Origin of the sequence: Mesonia mobilis DSM 19841 (assembly GCF_000423405.1) — a bacterium.
GTDB lineage: Bacteria > Bacteroidota > Bacteroidia > Flavobacteriales > Flavobacteriaceae > Mesonia > Mesonia mobilis.
This window is the reverse complement of sequence record NZ_AUHX01000001.1, coordinates 161040-183016: the sequence shown is the minus strand read 5'-3', so window position 1 is coordinate 183016 and position 21977 is coordinate 161040. Positions and strand designations below refer to the sequence as shown.

Below are 21977 nucleotides of genomic sequence, written 5' to 3'. Positions count from 1 at the left end.
TGAATTGATTGATTGATGAATTTTATGTGGAATCCTATATTTCTACTTTTACTTCGATACTATCTTTTGTTTTCTCAGATTTTTCGTTTAGCTCTTTACCAAAACCTTCTAAAACATCTAAATTTACATCGACGTCGCCTTTTGCAGCAGATCGCATTAACTTCATAATGGCAGCAAAATTCATATCGTCACCCAATAATCGAGCTACCGCAAAACCTTTGGTATCGTCGTTAGCATAAACAATTACTTCGTCGATGGCATCTTCTTCACCTAAATACATCACTTTTACATTTTTTCCTGAAGATCCAAAACGCATTAAGACTTTGTATTTTTCATCTTTCAGAATAGTTTCCATCGTAGCTTTTTCTTCTTGATAAACATCTTGATTGTTATTGTTTACCGGTAAGACTAACACATTGGCTTTTCTTATCGATCGAATCACTTTTTGATCTTCTTCTGAAAGGCCAGAATTATCTCCTAAAAATAAACTCGAAGGAACATCTAAGACTACAAAATTTTCATTTTCTTGATTTTCTACATAATATTTTTGTAGTGAAGGCTCACTGTTACAAGCGACCGCAACCACTGCGATAACAAGTAACAAAATTAGATTTATCTTTTTCATAGCAATTTTTTATTTTTCGTTTACTTTTTCTAATTGGTCTGCACCGGGAACTTCTAAATCTTGCGCCAGTTTAGACACTTCTTTTAAATCGATATCTCCGGTGATCGACATTATTACGGTAATTGGTTCTCCTTCTTCCATTCCTTTTAAGAACATAAAAAGTTGACTTACCGCTCCTTTTTTACTTCCTGGTTTTGAGTAAAAGTTCACTTCTTTACCATCATCTTTAAAGCTCATAAGTTTACTCATGGAAGCTGAACTTAAATAAGAATTAACATCGGCCTCCATCTTTTTTGAAATTGAAGCATCTTGCGTAGTTAAAACTTTAATGTCTTCTAAATTTTCAATAAGCTGAATGTAACGTTTTACTTCTGGATCGGTACTTTCAAAATCTATATCGGCTAGAAGTTTAAACATCTCGCTGGTCATTACCATCGAGCTTACGCCTTTCATATCTGCATAATTGCTAAACGACTGCGCTTGACTTAAAAACGGGAATACACTTAATGCAATAATTAATACTAACTTTTTCATAGGACTATTTGTTTATTAATTGATTTTTGGTTTGATTGATTTCTTTTAAATAGGTTAACTGCTTTTTACCGTTAGAAACCGCATCGGTCATCATTAACAGTAAATCTTGTGTGTTTTGCATCGCCAGTTCATATTCTACCGGTGCTTGATTAGTTACAGTATTTTTTTGTTGTTGGTTGAAAATAAAAACCGAGACTAAAATGGCTACACTTGCCGCAATACCAGACCATTTGTAAATTAATGATCGGTTAGATCGTTTTTCTTCAACTTCAAAAGGCATTTTAAATTCTATTTCTTCTGAAGTTTCGAGGCTTCGTTCGTTTTCAAAAAAGTTGAATAACGGAATGTACTCTTGCAATTCTGGAGTTACGTGATCTGAAAGAAAGTAAGTTTCTAAAACTTTTTCTTCAGCTAGCGTAGTTTCTGCCTCTAGATATTTATCGAGTAGGGTTTTGATGTTAGACAGTTCCATAGCGATGTTTTTTAATAATTTCTTTTCTAATTTTTTTTCTGGCACGAGATAAAGCTACTCTTATAGCGGTAGGCTTCATCCCGGTAATTTCTATAATCTCTTCATATTCTAATTGCTCAATATCTCGAAGTTGAATTAAGGTTTGTTCCTGTTCTGATAGATCTTTAATAATTTCAGCAACAATTTCTAATTCGTTTTTTGCTTCTAATTGTTTTTGAAGCGATTTACTTTCATCTTCATAATTACTATGAACAATTCTCAGGTTATTATTTTTCTTCAGTTTTAATTGATCGAGACAATGATTTTTAGTCACCGTCATCGCGAAAGCGTGTGCATTATCGTATTTTTTTAAAGTATCTCTTTTGTTCCAGAGTTTTACAAATACTTCTTGAACCGCATCTTGCGCTGCTTCTTTAGAAACCAACAAGCGTACCGAAAGTCTGTACATCTTATCTTTAATGGGTTCTATAAAAACTAAAAATTCTTGTTGGTTCATTTCTTTTTGCTTTCGCTCTACACTATGGTGACGAACGGGTTTAAATTTTGTTACAATATATTTTCAATTTATAATATTGTGATTATTTTAGAGTTATACTTTTAAATTGCAATGATGAAAAATAAAATTACCCATTTATTTCTATTGGTATTCTCTGTGAGTCTCTTAACTTCTTGTTTTGAAGATCAAGATGATGATATAAACCCCGCTTCTGTAGATGATATTAAAGACTTTATATATCGAGGTTTAGATATTTTCTACCTTTATAAAGGAGATATTCCTATACTGGCAGAAGATATTAGTGAAGAAGCTGTTACTCAATTTAAAAATAATTACTCAACACCAGAAAATTTCTTTGAAGCTTTACTTTCTCCCGATGATCGTTTTAGTGTTATTTATTCTGATTATCGCGTTTTAGAAAATAATTTAGATGGAATTACGCTGAATAATGGAATGGAATACGGACTCGTAAGCATAAGCAACACCAATGATGTTTTTGGTTATGTACGTTACGTTTTACCAAATACTTCTGCAGAAAGCGAAGGTGTTACCAGAGGAATGATCTTTAACAGAATAGACGGCACAGCATTAAGTGTAGATAATTTTCGTGAATTATTAGCTCCAAATACCTATACGATAGGTTTGGCGAATTTTGAAGCAGGAACGCTTACGCCACTTGAAGAAACCATCACGTTAACCAAACAAGAATACACCGAAAATCCGGTACATATTGTAAATACCATCGAGTTAGAAAACAATCAAAAAGTTGGTTATTTAATGTACAACGCGTTTAACCGTAATTTTGATAATGACCTGAATAATGCATTTTCACAATTTCAAGCTGAAAATATCACCGATTTAGTGGTTGATTTACGTTACAATGGTGGCGGAAGTATCGAAACCAGTAACGATTTGGCAAGTATGATTACCGGTCAGTTTGACGGTCAACTTTTTTCTACGCAGGTTTATAACGAACTTTTTGAAGATCAAGAACGTTTATTTAATAATGAAATTAGTACCGGCGCCGGTATTAATAGTCTAAACCTAAATAAAGTTTATGTACTTACCACGCAAAGTACCGCATCGGCAAGTGAATTATTAATCGCCTCTTTAAGACCTTATATTGAAGTAGTTCAGGTAGGAACAGCAACTACCGGAAAATACCAAGGTTCGGTAACCCTTTACGATTCACCAGATTTTTCTCGTGCCGGAGCTAACATTAATCACCGTTACGCGATGCAACCTTTAATTTTAAAATCGGTGAATGCTAATGGTTTTACAGATTATGATGACGGATTGATCCCTACAATTCAAGCTGAAGAAGATTTTGCTAATTTAGGAGAATTAGGAAACCCAAATGAAAACTTATTTGCCGCGGCTTTAAACGATGTAAGCTTCGGAAGAATGGCTCCACCACAGCCTAGTTTTACAGAGGTTGAACTTATTGGTGAAAGCGATATGAATCAGCCAAACTTTCAGCGTATGTATGTTGAAACTGTTGAATAATTTTTAAATACCTTATAAAATACAAAACTCCCGATTTATCATCGGGAGTTTTTTTGTGCTTAACTCAAAAGCACCTATTTACTTCAAAGTATTAGTCATTAAAATAAAAACCATTAGGACCCACTCCTACGGTAATATTATTTAATAGATTCCCTTGAAGGTCATAAACTTCTACAAAACTATCTGATCCAAAATCGCCACCATCGGCAATATAAATACGGTTATCTTCAACCTCAAAACCGTACATAACTCCATAAGCAGAATTAGAATTATAGGTTAAAACTGCCTCTTCCGGAGCTTCTTCAGCATTAATTCCCATACGGTAAACTGAAGTTCCTACCGTAAAGTAAATTTGATCATCTTCAATATCTAAATTAGCAGCAGAAAGTGGATTTTCTTGTGTACCAAAACTAAAATCTACCGCACTAATCATTTCTAATGAATTTATATGGTAACGTTGTATAGAGTTTGCGCTCAATGCATAAATGATCCCGTCTTCGATCTCAAAAGAATTTAATTGATCGGCAGTAGTTAACGTATTTTCAACCTGATTTGTAGTCGGGTTAAATACAGAAATATAATTTCCCGTTCCATAAGTTGCATTCTGAATATAAAGTAAACCGTCTTCTTCTTCAATAAATTCTACAGCATTCCCAATAACGACAGTTTGTTCAACTTCTAAACTTTGTAAATTAATAACGGCAACATAATCGTCTTCGTTGGTTGAAAAATCTGCTTGATTGGTTACGTAAGCTTTTCCGTTTTCTACAACTCCGTAACGAGGCACATTCAAACCACTATCAACTTTCCCAACTAATTCAAACGTATAACGATTTACTACGGTAATTAAGTTAGAACCGTTAGAAATAATATACGCTAGATCGTCATCAAAAAAGATCGATTGCGCGTAAGCTCCAATATCGTCACCACTATTTACAGCTTGATAAATAGCTTGTTCACTCGTTTGTAAATCTTCGCTGATGTAAGTTACCGTTCCTATTCCTCCTTCATTTAATACTAAAATTCCGTTGTCATAAGTTCCAAGAGGTTCATCGATTTCTCCGGTAAAATCATCATCATCGCTACAAGCGCTTAATAAAATAGAACCGATAAAGGCTCCCGCTAAAAATTTGGTAAGTTTCATGTTTTAAAAATTAAGGGTTAAATAAATAGTATAATTAGTTCCGGGCATTCGCCGGTCTTCTACATTTTGATAATCGCTATTTAGTAGGTTTCTCACCTTCCCACCAAGCGTAAAATTTTTAGAGATATGATAGCCTAAACCTGCATTCCATAGCCAATAAGCGTCTAAATTATAGTTTGAATTGTTGTCACTTCTCGTAAAAACCTCTCCGTTATACAAAGCTTGGGTTTCAATAAATAGATCTTGAAATGCATAATAAATAGATCCCGTGACTTTATGATAAGGCACGTAGATCAATTGTTTTTTGGTAATTTTATTTTCTGAAACGGTGTACGCATAAGTTCCATTTACAGCGAAAAGATGACGATCGAATTGTTTTTTATAATTCAGTAAAAATTCTGCACCGTAAGTTGCTACTTCATCTATATTTTTGGGCGTCCAATAACCGCTACTCCCGGGAACCCAATTGATCATTTGTTTTATATCATTATAATAACCGGTCAACGTTATTTTAAAATTGCTGAAAAGAAATTCATTCCCTAATTCATATTGCATCGCTTCTTCTGCAGCTAGATCGGGATTTCCACCGGTTGCCCAATACAGATCGTTATAGGTTGGAATTCTGAAGTTTTTAGAAACATTCAGCTTTAATTTATAGAAATCGGTAAAGCTGTAACCGGTACCAAAACTAAATAGTAACGGACTTTCATAATCGTTCGTCAACTCTTTTCTGGCAGCGATTTCATATGCCCATTTCTCATTCACCAAATGCTTCAACAATAAAGCTCCGGAAGAAATATTGCGCTCATTCTGCGGAATGCTTGAACCTTCTCCATCGGTATATTCGTGCGAAAGAATGGCATTCAGTTTTATTTTTTTTGAAAATTTATAACTAAAATCATATTTCCCGATCACTGTATTTGCTGCCCCGAAAGTGAAGGATTCAGTTTCAATATTCGGGAAATATTTATATTCTTCTTTTAAATAAGCTACCCGAGCGATTGAAGTGATTTTTTTACCGCTTACTTCCCACTCCAACAAATTTTTCAGACTTACGTCTTCATATTTGGTTCTATTTTCTGAAGGTCGAATGAGTGAAAAATGGCGTTCACTTTCAAACACTTCGCTATAAAATTTTAAGGTGTTATTTTTATGAAATTGATAACCGAAAACTGCATTTAAACTATTGTTGTAAAAGGCTCCGTTTAAATTTTTTCGATCAGCATCGATATACTCAAAATCGTTGTCTGACTGATTTCTACTGAAAGAGATTTTTGTACTCCAATTTTTATCGGCTGCGCTTAATTGATAGCGCAAATCGTACGTATCAAAACTACCATAACCTATATAAACCCGATTCTTGAACTGTTTTTTAAAATCGACTTCGTTGGTCAAATGCACCGTTCCGCCAATAGCTCCGGTACCATAGATCACACTTCCGCCACCGCCACGAATGTTGATCGCATCGTAACTTCCGGTGTTTATCGTATTAAAATCGGTTTGCCCATTAAAACGAGAATTAATGTTAATTCCGTTCCATAACACAGCGGTTTGCGAAGCATTGGTTCCTCTAAAGGATGGTGAAGCCACCATTCCCAAACCATTTTCTTTAAAATAGATAGGCGTATTAAAATTTAAGGCAGAAATTAAAGATGGCTTATTTTGAAGTAACAACGAATCTTGCAAACTCGTCAAGGTTTGCCCGGTTGAAAATTCTTTCAACTTCGTTGGGATCACCAAAACTTCTTCCAAAACAGTGATCGAATCTGTTTGGGAGAATGCCGAGTTTAACACCCAGAAAAATAAAATGTAGCGTATAAAATGTTTCATTCACCAGAGACCTTTTACCCGAAAGTCTTTAGATTTTAGTTACAAACTGGCAGGTCTCCTGGCTCACGTCTTGTGGTCTTCCTTCCCATCTTTCGACAGTGGATTTTGAAGTTTTACCACAAGCATCTTTTCAGACGAAGCTTACAGTTGCGGGAACAGCTCAGGTTTTTTCACAAAGAATCACCTGATTCCCTTTTAATGATGACTGAAATATTTTCAGCAATCAACCAATTTCGCTGCGAAAATAAACATTTCTTCAGCATTTTCTAACTTAAATTGAAATAATCTTACTTTTGTGCGCGAAAACCAATTTTTATACCAATGAAAAAAATAGGCTTCCTTTTTGCATTAATTTTACTGTTTAATTGTAAAGAACAATCGAAAAACACCTCTTCTAAAACTTCAACTCATGTTAAGGCTGAAACTGTTGAAATTTCTTACGCAGAAGGTTTTAGCATCACCAACTTTGAAGACTTTAAAATTGTAAAAGTGAATTCTCCTTGGCCAAAAGCTGAAAAAGAATTTACCTATGTTTTGGCTGAAAAAAATGTGACACTTCCAGATACACTTCAATTCGATCAAAAAGTAACGATTCCTATAAATAAAATTGTGGTGACTTCGACCACTCACATCCCTTCTTTAGAAAGTTTAGGACAAGAAAATACCTTAATTGGTTTTCCGCATCTCGATTATATTTCTTCTGAAAAAACGAGAAATTTAATTCAAGAAGGAAAAGTGGAAGAAATCGGCGAAAATGAGCATATCAATACCGAAGTGTTGCTGAATCTAAATCCTGATGTGGTGATCGGTTTTGCTGTGGAAGGCGGAAACAAAACCTTCGAAACCGTCAACAAAAGTGGTATTCCGGTGGTTTACAATGGCGATTGGACAGAAACCGATCCGTTAGGAAAAGCGGAATGGATTAAATTTTTTGGAGCATTTTACAACCAAGAACAAAAAGCCGAAGAAATTTTTAATGAGATTGAAGAAGAATATCTTTCCGCAAAAAAATTAGCGCAACAAGCCAAAAACCAACCTAGCGTTTTAGCAGGATCGATGTATAAAGATGTTTGGTATTTACCCTACGGAAATTCTTGGCAGGCGCAATTTATAAAAGATGCAAAAGCCAATTATCTTTACGCTGAAACCACCGGAAATGGTAGTATTGCTGCCGCTTTTGAAAGTGTGCTTGATAAAGCTCAAAATGCCGATTTTTGGATCGCTCCGGGAAGTTTTACCAGTTACGAGCAAATGCAAAATGCTTCTGAACATTACCAAGAATTCAACGCTTTTCAGCAACAAAAAATCTATAGTTTTGCCGGTGTTAAAGGAGAAACCGGTGGCGTTTTGTATTACGAATTAGCTCCGCAACGCCCAGATCTTGTGTTAAAAGATCTCATTAAAATTTTTCATCCGGAATTGCTAAACGATTATGAAAACACTTTTTTTAAAGCTTTGGAGTAAGATCTATTTTAAATCGGTCTACTTTTTAATTCTGTAGTAATTGTTGAAAACATTGCAGCATAGGATGTGGAGCAAGGGATTAGCGCAGCGGTTTCCCTTGCGCAGGCAAAAAGGTTTTCAGTACAATTCAAAGAAATAAAAATAAACCTAGACTTTTTTGTTACTTTTTTCGGCAATGGAAAAAAGTAAAATCTAAAATTTTTACCTTCGCTAAATGCAAAAATCATCGCTATATCTTTTAAGTGGTTTACTGCTACTGCTCGTTTTACTAATGCTCAATATTAGTTTAGGTTCAGTGACGATCCCGCTAAAAGATATTCTAGCAAGTTTTTTTAATACTGATGTTGAAAAAGAAACTTGGCGATACATTATTCTCGATTATCGTTTACCAAAAGCCATAACCGCTGTTTTAGTAGGTTCTGGTTTAGCGCTTAGCGGATTATTAATGCAAACCTTATTTCGCAATCCGTTAGCGGGACCTTATGTGTTGGGTTTAAGTAGCGGCGCAAGTTTAGGTGTCGCGATCGTCATTTTAGGCGGAGCGGTTTTTGGTGGAGTTTTCTCGACTTTGTTTCTCTCGAAATTTACCTTGGTGATCGCTGCAAGTTTAGGTAGCGTTTTGGTTTTACTGGCAGTTTTAGCAACTTCATTTCGAGTAAAAGATACGATGGCACTACTAATTATCGGACTAATGTTTGCGAGTCTAACATCGGCCGTAGTAAGCGTACTCTCCTATTTTAGTCCATCAGAATCTTTACAGAAATATATTTTTTGGTCGTTTGGCAGCTTAGGCAATCTCGCATGGCAAGAAGTTTTCATTCTCGCTTTTTTTTGGTTGGCGGGAGTTATAATTTCAATTTTTTGTATCAAAAACCTAAACGCACTTCTTTTAGGTGAAAAATACGCCAAAAGCTTAGGAACCAACTTAAAACAAAATAGACTTTTAGTAATTATCGCTACCGGATTATTGGCCGGAAGTATCACCGTTTTTGCCGGACCTATCGCTTTTATAGGTTTGGCGGTTCCGCATTTGGTGCGACAGGTAATTACCAAGAGTAATCATTTAGTGTTGTTTCCGGCGGTCGCTTTAGGCGGAGCAATTTTAATGCTTATTTGCGACAGTATTGCACAACTTCCGGGAAGTAATCTTACCTTGCCCATCAACGCGATTACCTCTCTCATTGGCGCTCCGGTGGTAATTTGGTTATTGGTGAGAAAAAAGAAATTATATTTTTAAACCTTTCCGCCTTTGGCACCTTTCCTTAATAAGGAAAGGAACTTTTTAAAATGATGATATGACTAATAAAACTGAAATAAAACCTATTCTTCAAGCACAAGAACTCACTATTGGTTATGCCAATAAAATTGTGGCTGAAGAAATTTCAGTTGAAATAAATGCTGCGGAATTAGTAGCCGTTATCGGGATAAATGGTTCAGGAAAATCGACACTTCTAAAAACTTTGACCGGCAATTTAGATCCGCTTTCAGGGAAAGTTTTAATTCAGCAGAAAAGTTTAAAAGACATTAGTGTTCAAAAACTTTCTGAACTCATTAGTATTGTACTTACCGAAACACATTTCTCCCAAAATCTTTCGGTCGAAGAATTAGTTGCTCTAGGAAGACAACCTTATACCAATTGGTTAGGACAATTATCTTCGGAAGATAGAAAAGCGGTTCAACAAGCTTTAGAATTATTAGAAATAACCGATAAATCCCAACGTAAATGCGGGAGTTTAAGCGACGGACAGTTACAAAAAGTATTTCTAGCCAGAGCCATTGCGCAAGAAACTCCCCTTATTTTTTTAGATGAACCCACCACACATTTAGATTTATATCATAAAATTTTTGTGCTTCAACTTTTGAAGAAACTTACCCGAAAAACCGAAAAGGCGATTATATTTGCTACGCACGAAATTAATCTGGCGTTACAATTATGTGATCAAATTATTTTGGTGAATCAAGGAAAGATCTTTCAAAAAACTCCGGAAGAATTAATTAAAAGCAATCTGCTCCAAGAACTTTTCCCGAAAGATTTAGTTGAATTTGACGCTGCCAGTAAAAGTTTTAGGGTTTTGTAGGAAATTAAATTTTGAATTATTCCAAAATGTCACACTGAGCTTGTCGAAGTGTTGATTAACTTCGTTGAATCTTCGATTTCAGCATTACATCATCTTTTTCGTACTTTAATATAATGTGAAATTGCTTGTCAAGCACGGAATGACGGAGCAAGCTATAAGTTCGTTAGAATAAATCTCACCTTTGCTGAAGTAATTTTATGTACATTTGAAAAAAGGCTTTTATGACAGAATATATCATTTTTGGAATCATTGCAGTAGTGATGCTTTTCATAGGGATTTTTATTGGAAAAAGTCTCGGAAAATTAAAGCAACAATCACTACAAAAAAGCTTAGAAAGTGAAGTTTCGAGTTACCAACTTCAGTGGGAAACTTCAGAAAAAAACCTACAAGAAGTTAAAACAGAACGCGATTCGCTTCGGAATGAAAAAGACTTTTTTAAAGACGAACTCACGCGGAAAAATGTAGAATTCGACAACCTTCAGCAACGCAACCAAGAGCAAAAACAAGAAGTTGAACAGTTGCAAGAAAAATTTCAGAAAGAGTTTGAGAATTTAGCCCATAAAATTTTCGATCAGAATTCAGAAAAATTCTCGAATCAGAATAAAGAGAATATTCAGCATATTTTGAATCCGCTTCAGGAAAAAATTAAAGTTTTTGAAGAAAAAGTAGAAAAAAACAGCTTGAATTCGGTGAAGATCAATGCTGAATTAAGTAAACAGCTACAATTTTTAAATGAGCAAAATCTAAAAATCAGCGAAGAAGCGACCAACCTCACTAAAGCTTTAAAAGGTGATACCAAAATGCAGGGAAATTGGGGTGAAATGGTCTTAGAACGCGTGTTAGAACGAAGCGGTTTACAGAAAAACAGTGAGTATTTTGTTCAGCAAAATTTTAGAACAGAAGAAGGAAAACGTGTGATGCCCGATGTAATTATTGAACTTCCGGGCGATAAAAAAATGATTATCGACTCAAAAGTTTCACTTAATGCTTACGAACGTTATGTAAACGAAACTGAAGAAACGCAGAAACCACTTCATCTTAAAAATCATCTTATCGCGGTTAAAAATCGTGTAGAAGAGTTGAGTAAGAAAAATTACCATCAGTTATACGATATGGAAAGTCCCGATTTTGTGTTGTTATTTATTCCGATTGAAGCGGCATTTGCAGTGGCTTCTAACGAATATCCGCAACTTTACGGCGATGCTTTCGATAAAAATATTATTTTGGTAACGCCAACTACTTTATTGGCGGTTTTAAAAACCATCGATAGTATGTGGCAAAATGAAAAGCAGAAACAAAATGCTATTGAAATTGCTACCCAAGCCGGAGCTTTATACGATTCGTTTGTGAATTTAACAGAAGAATTTAAAAAAGTGGGCAATCAAATTGGCACCGTTCAAAACAGTTACGATAAAGCGATGAAAAAGCTTACCGGAAAAGGAAATCTGGTAAGACGCGTAGAAAAATTAAAACAACTTGGCGCCAAAGCCAGTAAACAAATAGACCCGAAATTAATCGACCAATCTATTAACGAAATTGATTCATGAAAAAAATATTAGCTTACGTTTTATTAGGTATTGCAGCGCTTGCCATCGCCTATTATGCATTTATATATTTTGTGCCTTATAGTCAAGGTACTCGCGCAGGAGAATTGATAAAATTTAGTAATCGTGGTGTGATGGTAAAAACCTGGGAAGGACAGATAAGCCAAGGAATTAGCGGTGCTCAGATTTTTAGTTTTTCGGTGTTAGATCAAGATGATGAAGTGATCGAAAAATTAAAAGAATATCAAGGTGAATACGTAAAACTTACCTACATCGAACGTTTTGGAACTTTTATTTTTTGGGGAGATACCAAGTATTTTGTGACCGATGTTGAACTTTCGCAATCTCCACATTTTAGGAGGTAGTGAGTCGATTGTAGATTTTAGGTCGTAGGTTGTAGGTTGTAGGTTGTAGAATATAGAAAAATTGGAGTCTTTTTTAATGGAAAACTAATTTTATAGATTTTGTTCGTAATGCTAAGTTTTCACTTCGATAAGCTCAGTGCGACCAATAAAATCTTGATCATACGATTTTAATTTTCTATCTATATTTTTCTTATTTCAGCTTTCAAACTTCTATTTTTACCTTGCGCAAGGGATTGCAGCAGCATCCTTTTTTTGCTTTCGTAAATGGCAAAAAAAGATATAGCGAAAAGCCCGACCCGCTAGGGTTGCGCCCAAAAACCAACTAAAACTAATTATGAGTAAAGAATTTAAACACGTTTCTGAATCTGAAGTGGTCATTTCTGAATTGATGCTTCCCTCCCATTCTAATTTCAACGGAAAAATTCACGGAGGTTATATTTTATCGTTATTAGATCAAATCGCGTTTGCTTGTGCTTCGAAACATAGCGGACAATATTGCGTAACAGCCAGCGTCGATACCGTCGATTTTTTAAGACCTATCGAAATTGGTGAGTTGGTGACGATGAAGGCTTCGGTAAATTATGTGGGAACCAGCTCGATGGTGATCGGGATTCGTGTGGAAGCAGAAAATATACAAACCGGCGAAAGTAAACACTGTAACTCGTCTTACATTACGATGGTTGCCAAAGATAAAAACGGAAATAGTATGAAGGTTCCCGGCTTAATTTTATCACGTCGTAAAAGTGTACTTCGCTTTTTAAAAAGTATGAAACGTACGCAACTAAAGCGTAAACGTGATGAAGAATTTCATCATATCGATTTCTCGTCTGCAGAATTTCAAAACGATCTTCAGCAATATCGCGTACAGGTAGAATTGAACGATTAAAAGTTAAATCTCTGCAAAATCAAGGGTTTACAAGCAATTAAAGTTGTTTTTTTGTCTAAAAATAAATTTAATTATGAAAAGCAAACTTTTACTTTTAGTCACCTTTATTTCTTTAGCGAGTTGTTCGCCAAATATCGTAAACACCTGGAATATTGATAAATATGAAGTGATAAACGATAAGGGTCAAAATACAACTTCGCAAAATATCGGGACCATCACTTTTAAGAAAAACGGAAAAGGAACTAAGGATATTAACTACAATGTTTTTCAGAATGATTATTCCGATAAGTCTGAATTTAATTACGAATTACACGAAGATTATATCGTAATTAAAAGCGCTAAGAAGAATGATAAATCTGCGTTAAACAAAACCTGGATCATCGTGAGCGACAAATCTAAAACTCAGGTTTGGAAATCGACCGATGGGAACGAAAGCGTTCAGGTACTTGAATTGAGTAGATAAGTTTAAAGATTTTATATAAAAAAAGCTCCGATTAGTAATTTAGTCGGAGCTTTTTTTATGGCGTAACCTTACAGGTCGGGCTCTTCATTATATCTTTTTTTGCCATTTATCAAAGCAAAAAAAGGATGCCATTTCGATCCCTTACGCACCCAAATAAAATCCGTAATCTAAGAAAACGACTAACATCAAGATCCAACCGATGATGAGTGAAAGTCCGCCGAGTGGAGTTATCGGACCTAAAATTTTAATTTTCTTGCCTCTGCTGGAAGAAATACATAAACCGTAAATACTAAACGAAAAGAGAATTACTCCGGCGATCACAAAAAATACCATAAAATGTTCGATCGTATTTACCAAGGGAAAATTTAAACCGATCACCAACAGGAGAATGGCGTGATACATTTGGTATTTTACGCCGGTTTCAAAACTTGATAATTGCTCTTCAGTAAAAGTTTTTTTTAAAGCATGGGCGCCAAAAGCACCTAAAACAATGGCTAAAATCCCGAAAACAGCTCCGGAAATTAGGGTAATTTCTTTGATCATTATTTAAATAATTTGATAAGTTGAAAAGACTTCATTAAGTGATAAAGTCCCGGTAAAATAATAGCGCCACCAATAAGTAATGCAATCCCTAACACTTGAATTACACTATCTGGAGCAACACCATCTAAAATACTAATTTCTTGTGTTGAAGTAATTATAACATCAGGAAAATGTGCTAACATCGCCGCAGAAACAATTAATAAAACTTGTACTCCGGCTAAAATTCTTGCCCAAGCTTTTCGCTTTAATTTAATCATCTTCCAAAGTGGAATTAATACAATCCCGGAAATGGCAACGGCAACGATCGAATATTTGTTTTCTATAAAATCGATCACAAAATCAATCTCATTAAAATAACCATAAGCTAAAATCACTAAACCTATGAAAACTAAAATAATGGTAGAGTAACTTGCTTTTTTTCGGTATAAGTTTAATTCATCTTCATCATCTGCCTCGCCAATTAAAAAATTAGAAGCGATAAACGCACAAAGCGCGATATAAAAAACACCGATCAATACCGAAAAAACATTGAACCAACCGTCGATATAAATTTCTTTAAAACTAAGGTTAGGATTTTCAGAAAATAAATTAATGTTCCCTCCTACTAAACCACCAAAGATCACTCCCAAAAACAGCGGACTCAAGATACTTCCTAATTTAAATAACGCATTATAAGAACCTTGCGAACGCCCTTTTACGGCATCGTAATGTCTAAAAATAAAGGCTAGACCACGAATTGTAATTCCCAATAACATCAAGGTAATCGGGATATGTAAATACACTACAAAAATGTTGAAATACTGCGGAAATCCTATCCATAAGATCACGATTAAAATAATGATCCAAATGTGATTGGCTTCCCAAATGGGTCCCATCACACGATAAATGGTTTGCTTGGTTTTCTCTTGATTTTTAGGAGAAGAAAATAATTCGATAATTCCGCCGCCAAAATCTGCTCCTGCTAGTAATACATAGAGAAACAACGAGAAAAATAGAAAGAATAAAACTACGGTTAACATACTAAGCTTCGTTTTGGTTCAATACTTTAATTTGTCTTGCCAATAGCCAACTCACTACGCAGGTAAGTACAATATACATCCCGGTATAGGTAATTAAACTATAGAAAATTCCCGGCATTGGCGTGACCGCATCTTTGGTTTTCATTACTTGATAAATGATCCAAGGTTGGCGGCCAACTTCTGTAACGATCCAACCGGCTTCTAAAGCAATATAACCCAAAGGCGCCATTAAGGTAAATAGCAACCAGAATTTACGATGATTTTGCCACTTTTTCCACTTTAAACTTAAAAGATAAAACAAGCCAACGATCGCTAACAATGTACCGATGCCCACCATAATTTGAAAAGCGTAATGAACGATCGCTACCGGAGGTTGTTCATCTTCGGGAAAGTCATTCAAACCTTTTACTTCCGCATCAAAATCGCCAAAAGCCAAAAACGAAAGTGCTTTTGGGATTTCAATTTTATGAGTTACTTCTTGCTTTTCTTCATCTACAATTCCGCCGATATAAAGCGGAGCGCCTTTTTCTGTTTCGTAGTGTGCTTCTAAAGCAGCAAGTTTTGCTGGTTGTCGTTCTGCTACATCTTTTGCTGAAATATCTCCGCTAATGGGTTGTAACAATGCTGCAACTGCGGCAAAAATAATGGCTATGCGGAATGCTTTTTTGTGTAATTCTACATTTCTTCCTTTATAAACTTGATAGGCATGAATTCCCGCAACGGCAAAACCGGTCGCTACAAAAGCTGCCAGCGTCATATGTAAAGCTTGCGTAAACCAAGCGCCATTCAACATCGCTTCTATTGGGTTGATATCTGAAAATACTCCGTTTTCATAGGTAAAACCTGAAGGTGAATTCATCCAACCATTAGCGGCAACGACCAAAATACCCGACATCACTCCCGAAATACCGATAATAACTCCGGTAAACCAGTGGAATTTTTCGGGTAACTTTTTCCAACCGTATAAATAAAAACCAAGTGCGATCGCTTCTACAAAAAAGGCGGCTCCTTCTAACGAGAACGGCATCCCGATAATAGGTCCGGCGTGTTTCATAAATTCCGGCCAGAGTAAACCTAATTCAAATGAAAGTGCAGTCCCGGAAACCGCTCCGGTAACAAAGAAAATTGCTACGCCACGTTGCCAAGCTTTGGTAAGTTTTAAGTAAATTTCTTTTCGAGTTTTTAACCATTTATAGTGCGAGATCACCATAAAAAAAGGCATCACCATCCCAATACAGGCAAATACAATGTGGAAAATGAGTGTGATTGCCATTTGAAGTCTTGCGGCCTCTAGATTTTCCATAGAAAAAGCGAAGTTTAGTTCTCCTACAAATTTACTTCATCCTAATTTAAATAGCGTGACTTTGGTTACCTAGTTTTAAGGTTTAACACTTTTTAATTTCAGATAAAAATTATGAAAATTCACTGGTTAAATTATCGCTTTCTTAGACGATATTTGAATTTATCATCTTTATAAACGATAAGTTATATTATCGTCTTTAAAAACGATATTTGTATTTATCGTGTTTTTAAACGATATTTGAAATATGACAAGTGTAATTACAGGAGATATTATTAATTCGCAATCGGTTAATTTACCGGAAGCTTACTTAGAACAGATGCGTGCGACGCTTCAGGTTTTGGGTAAAGAGCAAAAAGATTGGGAAATTTTTAGAGGCGATAGCTTTCAAGTAGAAATAAAATCGCCGCTAGAAGTTTTTTGGCAATGTGTGTACATCAAAGCCGCTTTAAAAACAATGAAAGAACTCGATGCCAGAATGGCGATCGGTTTGGGTGAAAAAAGCTATGACGCAGCAACAATTTCTGAAGCTAACGGAAGTGCTTTTATTAGATCGGGCGAAGTGTTTGAAAAATTGAAACGCGAAAAAACCAATCTACTCATCAATACCGGAAACTTAAAACTCGACGAAGAACTGAATGTATATTTTCAGTTAGCGCTTTTAACGATGGATCATTGGACGCCAAATTCAGCTGAAATTGTTAAATTGAGTTTAGAAAATCCGGGAATGAATCAGCAACAATTGGGAGAATTAATCGGCATCAAACAAAACACGGTAAGTGAACGCCAAAAACGTGCAGGATTAAGTCAGTTAACCGATTTCAACAAAATTTTTCAACAGAAAATAAAGTCGATATTATGATGCTATTACTCCAACTTATTTTAGCGCATTTGGTGGGCGATTTTCTGTTGCAACCTTATTCTTGGGTAAAAGAAAAAGAAAGTAAAAAATTAGCTTCGAATAAACTCTACTTTCACGTCGGGATTCATTTACTGCTGAATTTTCTTTTCCTATGGAATCTAAAACTTTGGTACGTTCCATTAACTATTGCCGTGACTCATTTGACCATCGACGCTTGGAAGCTTAGTTTTCAAAATGAAAAAAATCGACGTTTGCTTTTTTTTCTCGATCAGCTATTTCATTTCAGTATAATTTTCGGATTGTATTTTTTAATCGAGCGGGAGAATATTCATTTTAACCTCTCGCCTATTTTGCTGTGTTACCTTACCGGAGCCTTCTTTTTGACCATGCCGGCATCGATTATGATAAAAACCTTAATTTCTATTTACAAGCCCAATACCGAGATCGAAAAAGACGAATCGCTCGAAAACGCCGGAAAATACATCGGGATCTTAGAACGTTTACTCGTATTTGTTTTTATTGCGTCGCAGCATTGGGAGGGCGTTGGTTTTCTAATTGCCGCCAAGTCAATTTTCAGGTTTAGCGACCTCACCGAATCTAAAGACCGTAAGCTCACTGAGTACATTCTCATTGGTACGTTACTCAGTTTTGGGCTCGCCATTGTCGTGGCACTTTTGTGTAATTATAGTTTATCATATCTTTAAAATTTAGGGCGTTCCCCTATCGGGTCGGGTTTTCGGCAGTCGCTTTTTCAAATTCCTGCGTAGGCAGGAATTTCAAAAGAGCTCCAACAAAGCCTCAACCCCTAACGCAAAACCTCAACTAACAAATGAAAACAGAAAAAGAAAAAATGCTGGCAGGAGAATATTTTAATCCGCTAGATAAAGAATTAAGTAAAGAACGTTTAGCTGCCAGAAAATTATTGCACGAGCTCAATCATAACCCGCCGGAAAATCTTCAGCAGCAAAAAGAAATTACCCGAAAATTATTACCTAATGCTCATAAAGCAACTTTTATTCAACCTCCGTTTTATTGTGATTATGGTTATAATATTAGAACAGGTAAAGGCGTATTTTTCAATTTTAATTGTACACTTTTAGATCTAGCCGTGATAGAAATTGGCGAACAAACCATGTTTGGCCCGAATGTGCAAATTTATACCGCCGTGCATCCTACCAATGCAGAAAAGCGAGCCACACATATTGAAAAAGGTAAACCTATACATATTGGTAAAAACGTTTGGATTGGTGGCAATGTAACCATTTGCCCCGGTGTAAAAATTGGAGATAAAAGTGTTATCGGTGCCGGCAGTGTGGTGACAAAAAATATTCCCGCCAATGTGATGGCCGCCGGAAACCCGTGTAAAGTGATTAAAGAATTAGGGTAATTAAAACTCTTTGATCATTTCTTTTCGGTGGTTTATTCCCCAATCGGCAATAACATCGGTAAGTTGTTTTAATGATCTTCCGTAGTCAGAAATTTCATAACTCACGCTTACCGGTTTCGTGTCTAACACTTTACGGTGAATGAGGTTATTGATCTCTAGATCTTTTAATTCACGACTTAGCATTTTACCCGATATTCCTTCAACTTCTCTTAAAATTTCAGAATAACGCATGGATTGGTAGCATAAACAAGCAATAATAGAAACCTTCCATTTACCGCTCAACACATCCATCGTGTCGTGTATGGCTCTAATTTTTTCTGAACAAGTGATTAATGCCGATTTTTTTTCTACTACCTCCATAAATATTGTGGTTACCCGAATGTCACTATTACTTTTTGTCACAAAGTTACTCAACTAAAGCAGTACTCCTTAACTTTGTCAAAAAATTTTTTGAAATATGAGTTTACTTAATGATTTACAGTGGCGTTACGCTACCAAAAAAATGAACGGCAAAAAAGTGCCGCAAGATAAATTAGATTACATTTTAGAAGCGGCTCGTTTAGCTCCTTCTTCATCGGGTTTACAGCCTTATAAAATTATCGTGATTTCTGATGAAGCTCTATTAACTAAGATCAAAGATCTAGCGTGGAACCAAAACCAGATTATCGATTGTTCGCATTTATTAGTTTTTGCCGCTTGGGATAAATATACCGAAGAGCGCATCACCGAAGTATTTAATTATACGATGGATGAGCGTGATTTGCCTCACAGCACCATGGATGATTATAAAAATAATCTTTGGGGAATGTATTCTCAATTAAGTGAAGAGTGGCACGCGCATCACGCCTCTAAACAAAGTTATATTTCATTTTCGATGGCAATTGCTGCTGCTGCAGAGCAAAAAGTTGATGCTACTCCGATGGAAGGTTTTCTACCTGAAAAATTAGATGAGCTTTTAAAATTAAAAGGTTCTGGTTATAAAAGTACGTTGTTATTGCCTTTAGGTTATCGTGAAAATGAAAACGATTGGCTGGTAAATATGAAAAAAATACGTACTCCTAAAGAAGAGTTTATTACAGAAATGACCATCGATGATGCCGCAAATCTGGAAACCGAACCAATGGATAAAACAATTAGCGATCCTAAAAAATAATTGCTGATTTCATTTTTCAATTTAATAATAGAATAAAAAAAGCCTTATCGAAATGATAAGGCTTTTTTACGCATTGTATTATATAAAAATGTTTTATTATTGATTTCACTTAGAAGAATGTATACATTTGAAGAATAAGCGAATTATATGAAAAAAGAATTATATAACCAATTATTAGAGTTATCACCCCAACTAAAAAAAGAGTTCTTACCAAGTATCTCTATAGATTGCGTAGTTTTTGGATTTCACGACGCAAGTCTAAAAGTTTTATTACTTAAACTAAATGGTAGTAAAGAATGGGGTTTACCCGGTGGTTACCTTCATAAAGATGAAGATTTAAATGAAGCTGCTAATCGAATATTAAAAGATAGAACAGGAGCACAAGATATTTACCTAAATCAATTTAAAACTTTCGGTAAAAGAAATAGATCTGAAGCTTTTTTCAAAGATTTTCCGGACGATCTTTGGCATAAACAACGTTATGTTTCTATTGCTCATTATGCGCTAATAGATTATTCAACCGTTAATCCTGTTGTCGATACTTTTTCTGAAGCTTGCGAATGGAAAGATATAAATGATCTACCAGAATTTATGATGGATCACGAAGATATTTTTAATGCGGCGCTACTTCAACTTCGAAGAGATTTAAATTATAAACCGGTGGGTTATAATCTTCTTCCTGAAAAATTTACCATGCCCGAGTTACAGAAACTCTATGAAATTATTTTAGATAAAAAATTAAACCGTGGTAACTTTTACCGAAAAATGACGCGTTACGCAATTCTAGAAAAATTGAATGAAACTCGTAAAGGTGGCGCTCATAAAGCACCGGACTTATATAAGTTTGATGAAGAAAAATATAAAGCTGCTCTTGCAAACGGATTGCAAGAAAGCTGGTAATAATTAAGAGGTTGTTACCTCAACCTCTTCTCTCTTATTTAGATTTATTTACTATTTAAAATGAAATATCCCATTGTACTCGAAAACGCCATTCGTTTTCGACATTGGCTTGCGGAGTTTCATAATCGAAGTTTGAAACTTCCATCGAGAGTTTATTCTTGTGTTGTTTAAAAAACCAATTAAATGCCAGCGAAACTTCATCTAAATTATAATCTGACACTTCACTTGGGTCGTAATGAGCGAATCTTGCTGCCATCTCTAAAGGTTCTGGCCACCAATTAATCGATTGGTGCGCTAAATAACCGGCTTGTAAATAATACCCCGTTAAATTACTTTTTTGGTTGTTATTAAAATGATCTACTATTTCTTTGGTATGAAATTCTGATTGCCAACTTAAGCCTTTATACATCAACGCTGTTTCTAAGTTTACTTGGTTCATACGGTATTGACCTGGTTGTTGCTCTTCAAAACCGGCAAGAACACCACCTCCGGCGCTCGAAAAACGCGTAAAAGCACTCCTATTGGTAACTCCGGCAACCGCAATAATCGCAGCCGGTTTTTGGTGTATTTCAAAATCTACACTTTTAAAGCCTAAGGCTTCACCTAGAAAATTCCATTGTAATCTTCCAAAGTACATTAAATTTTTATCGTCGTTATCACGAGCTCCGCGTCCGGTTCCTGTAAAAACTCCAGCCCAATAACTAAAATCTAAAGCGCCTTTATCTCTTAATCGACCATATAACTCAACTCCTTGTTGACGATCTACTGTAAAGTTTCTATTTAAAATTGAACGATCTACTAGTTGTTGACCGCCACTACTTATTCTTCTTTCTCTTGAAAATTCTACTTTCCATTGACCTAATTTTAGGTTTAACCATTCCCATTTTTCGATCATCACACGAAAATCGAGTAAATTAGATCGACCTAATTCATACTCCCAATAATATTTTAACCAAGGTTTGTAAGCATGACCTCCTACTTTTAGTCGAGATCTATTAATTTTGAATACGCTATTTTGTTGGCCATTAAAATCGTTAAAGGTAACTGGATCATTATCACTCGGTGTAGCAAATCTAAATTGAAGTCTACTCTGTATTTGCAAAAGGTATTTGTTGTCTGGCGCTCGAAGCTCAATACCCTTAGAACCGTAATCGATTTTCCAATTTTCTTCTACTATTACAGAATCTTTTTCTTGCTGTGCTCTACTTTTTTGAGAAAATAAAAGCAAAACACATGCTAATAAAAATAGTACCGAAAATTGCCCTTTCATAAATTTTGATGATTTATTTTAGGCTTACAAAAATAAAAATATAATCTAATTAAGTTACCTTTTATTAACTATTTACCAACGTTTACTTAACTTTAAATTTTTCATCTTCCATAAAAAAACCACACTGCATTACACA

24 protein-coding genes and 1 riboswitch are annotated in these 21977 nt (G+C 35.3%); of the genes, 13 read left to right on the top strand and 11 right to left on the bottom strand.

Features of this window, described 5'->3' with window-relative positions; all coding sequences use genetic code 11:
- Positions 1-34: 34 nt before the first annotated feature.
- The 4 genes from G551_RS15165 to G551_RS0100755 are packed head-to-tail and all read right to left on the bottom strand — an operon-like array spanning position 35 to position 2127.
- Positions 35-625, bottom strand: a complete 591-nt coding sequence (locus G551_RS15165) for a DUF4252 domain-containing protein (protein WP_051191158.1) — start codon at positions 623-625, stop codon at positions 35-37.
- 9 nt (positions 626-634) lie between these two features.
- Entirely contained in the window at positions 635-1159 is a 525-nt protein-coding gene (locus G551_RS0100765; RefSeq protein WP_027883773.1) for a DUF4252 domain-containing protein, read from the bottom strand.
- A gap of 4 nt (positions 1160-1163) precedes the next feature.
- A complete protein-coding gene (locus G551_RS0100760; RefSeq protein WP_027883772.1) occupies positions 1164-1631 on the bottom strand; it encodes a hypothetical protein in 468 nt (155 codons plus the stop codon).
- Complete coding sequence (locus tag G551_RS0100755; protein ID WP_027883771.1) at positions 1618-2127, bottom strand: RNA polymerase sigma factor; 510 nt, start codon at positions 2125-2127, stop codon at positions 1618-1620. Before G551_RS0100755 ends, G551_RS0100760 begins: the two co-directional genes overlap by 14 nt.
- 114 nt (positions 2128-2241) lie before the next feature.
- On the opposite strand from G551_RS0100755, the gene G551_RS0100750 reads away from it, so the two are divergent.
- Positions 2242-3633: a S41 family peptidase gene (locus G551_RS0100750; RefSeq protein WP_027883770.1), complete on the top strand. Its 1392-nt coding sequence runs from the start codon at positions 2242-2244 to the stop codon at positions 3631-3633.
- Between the two features lie 91 nt (positions 3634-3724).
- Here G551_RS0100750 and G551_RS0100745 read toward each other — a convergent pair whose 3' ends face one another.
- Both G551_RS0100745 and G551_RS0100740 read right to left on the bottom strand, forming a co-directional pair.
- Positions 3725-4777, bottom strand: coding sequence for a YncE family protein (locus G551_RS0100745; RefSeq protein WP_027883769.1), 1053 nt, complete (start codon positions 4775-4777; stop codon positions 3725-3727).
- 3 nt (positions 4778-4780) lie between these two features.
- On the bottom strand, positions 4781-6607 hold the full coding sequence (locus tag G551_RS0100740; protein ID WP_027883768.1) for a TonB-dependent receptor plug domain-containing protein: 1827 nt from the start codon (positions 6605-6607) through the stop codon (positions 4781-4783).
- A gap of 31 nt (positions 6608-6638) precedes the next feature.
- Positions 6639-6854: riboswitch (cobalamin riboswitch) on the bottom strand.
- A 74-nt stretch (positions 6855-6928) separates the two neighbouring features.
- Between G551_RS0100740 and G551_RS0100735 the strand changes: the two genes are divergently transcribed.
- The 7 genes from G551_RS0100735 to G551_RS0100705 all read left to right on the top strand — a co-directional run bounded on the left by G551_RS0100735 (position 6929) and on the right by G551_RS0100705 (position 13407).
- Positions 6929-8071, top strand: a complete 1143-nt coding sequence (locus tag G551_RS0100735) for an ABC transporter substrate-binding protein (RefSeq protein WP_027883767.1) — start codon at positions 6929-6931, stop codon at positions 8069-8071.
- 214 nt (positions 8072-8285) lie between these two features.
- On the top strand, positions 8286-9308 hold the full coding sequence (locus G551_RS0100730) for a FecCD family ABC transporter permease (protein WP_027883766.1): 1023 nt from the start codon (positions 8286-8288) through the stop codon (positions 9306-9308).
- A 58-nt stretch (positions 9309-9366) separates the two neighbouring features.
- Complete coding sequence (locus tag G551_RS0100725; RefSeq protein ID WP_027883765.1) at positions 9367-10149, top strand: ABC transporter ATP-binding protein; 783 nt, start codon at positions 9367-9369, stop codon at positions 10147-10149.
- Positions 10150-10370: 221 nt separating this feature from the next.
- Entirely contained in the window at positions 10371-11696 is a 1326-nt protein-coding gene (rmuC, locus tag G551_RS0100720) for a DNA recombination protein RmuC (protein ID WP_027883764.1), read from the top strand.
- Positions 11693-12058: a hypothetical protein gene (locus tag G551_RS0100715; protein WP_027883763.1), complete on the top strand. Its 366-nt coding sequence runs from the start codon at positions 11693-11695 to the stop codon at positions 12056-12058. Before rmuC ends, G551_RS0100715 begins: the two co-directional genes overlap by 4 nt.
- Before the next feature lie 334 nt (positions 12059-12392).
- Positions 12393-12944, top strand: coding sequence for an acyl-CoA thioesterase (locus tag G551_RS0100710; protein ID WP_027883762.1), 552 nt, complete (start codon positions 12393-12395; stop codon positions 12942-12944).
- A gap of 73 nt (positions 12945-13017) precedes the next feature.
- Complete coding sequence (locus G551_RS0100705; protein ID WP_027883761.1) at positions 13018-13407, top strand: hypothetical protein; 390 nt, start codon at positions 13018-13020, stop codon at positions 13405-13407.
- A 141-nt stretch (positions 13408-13548) separates the two neighbouring features.
- Here the strand turns inward: G551_RS0100705 and G551_RS0100700 are convergent, their stop codons facing one another.
- From G551_RS0100700 to G551_RS0100690, 3 genes are read right to left on the bottom strand one after another with little or no spacing between them, the layout of a single operon-like run.
- Positions 13549-13950: a DUF423 domain-containing protein gene (locus tag G551_RS0100700; protein ID WP_027883760.1), complete on the bottom strand. Its 402-nt coding sequence runs from the start codon at positions 13948-13950 to the stop codon at positions 13549-13551.
- On the bottom strand, positions 13950-14969 hold the full coding sequence (locus G551_RS0100695) for a cytochrome d ubiquinol oxidase subunit II (protein ID WP_027883759.1): 1020 nt from the start codon (positions 14967-14969) through the stop codon (positions 13950-13952). Before G551_RS0100695 ends, G551_RS0100700 begins: the two co-directional genes overlap by 1 nt.
- A 1-nt stretch (position 14970) precedes the next feature.
- A complete protein-coding gene (locus G551_RS0100690; RefSeq protein ID WP_027883758.1) occupies positions 14971-16272 on the bottom strand; it encodes a cytochrome ubiquinol oxidase subunit I in 1302 nt (433 codons plus the stop codon).
- A 244-nt stretch (positions 16273-16516) separates the two neighbouring features.
- Here G551_RS0100690 and G551_RS0100685 point away from each other — a divergent pair, with 244 nt between their 5' ends.
- The 3 genes from G551_RS0100685 (at position 16517) to G551_RS0100675 (ending at position 18518) form a co-directional block, all read left to right on the top strand.
- Complete coding sequence (locus tag G551_RS0100685; RefSeq protein WP_027883757.1) at positions 16517-17131, top strand: hypothetical protein; 615 nt, start codon at positions 16517-16519, stop codon at positions 17129-17131.
- On the top strand, positions 17128-17835 hold the full coding sequence (locus G551_RS0100680; protein WP_036243034.1) for a DUF3307 domain-containing protein: 708 nt from the start codon (positions 17128-17130) through the stop codon (positions 17833-17835). The genes G551_RS0100685 and G551_RS0100680 overlap by 4 nt, the downstream gene beginning before the upstream one ends.
- 125 nt (positions 17836-17960) lie before the next feature.
- Positions 17961-18518, top strand: coding sequence for a sugar O-acetyltransferase (locus G551_RS0100675; protein ID WP_027883755.1), 558 nt, complete (start codon positions 17961-17963; stop codon positions 18516-18518).
- Here G551_RS0100675 and G551_RS0100670 read toward each other — a convergent pair whose 3' ends face one another.
- On the bottom strand, positions 18519-18878 hold the full coding sequence (locus G551_RS0100670) for a winged helix-turn-helix transcriptional regulator (protein WP_027883754.1): 360 nt from the start codon (positions 18876-18878) through the stop codon (positions 18519-18521).
- Positions 18879-18975: 97 nt separating this feature from the next.
- Between G551_RS0100670 and G551_RS0100665 the strand changes: the two genes are divergently transcribed.
- Both G551_RS0100665 and G551_RS0100660 read left to right on the top strand, forming a co-directional pair.
- Entirely contained in the window at positions 18976-19671 is a 696-nt protein-coding gene (locus G551_RS0100665) for an NAD(P)H-dependent oxidoreductase (protein ID WP_027883753.1), read from the top strand.
- 147 nt (positions 19672-19818) lie between these two features.
- Complete coding sequence (locus G551_RS0100660; RefSeq protein ID WP_027883752.1) at positions 19819-20571, top strand: NUDIX hydrolase; 753 nt, start codon at positions 19819-19821, stop codon at positions 20569-20571.
- 55 nt (positions 20572-20626) lie between these two features.
- Here the strand turns inward: G551_RS0100660 and G551_RS0100655 are convergent, their stop codons facing one another.
- Positions 20627-21841, bottom strand: coding sequence for an OprO/OprP family phosphate-selective porin (locus tag G551_RS0100655; RefSeq protein WP_027883751.1), 1215 nt, complete (start codon positions 21839-21841; stop codon positions 20627-20629).
- Positions 21842-21977 lie beyond the last annotated feature (136 nt).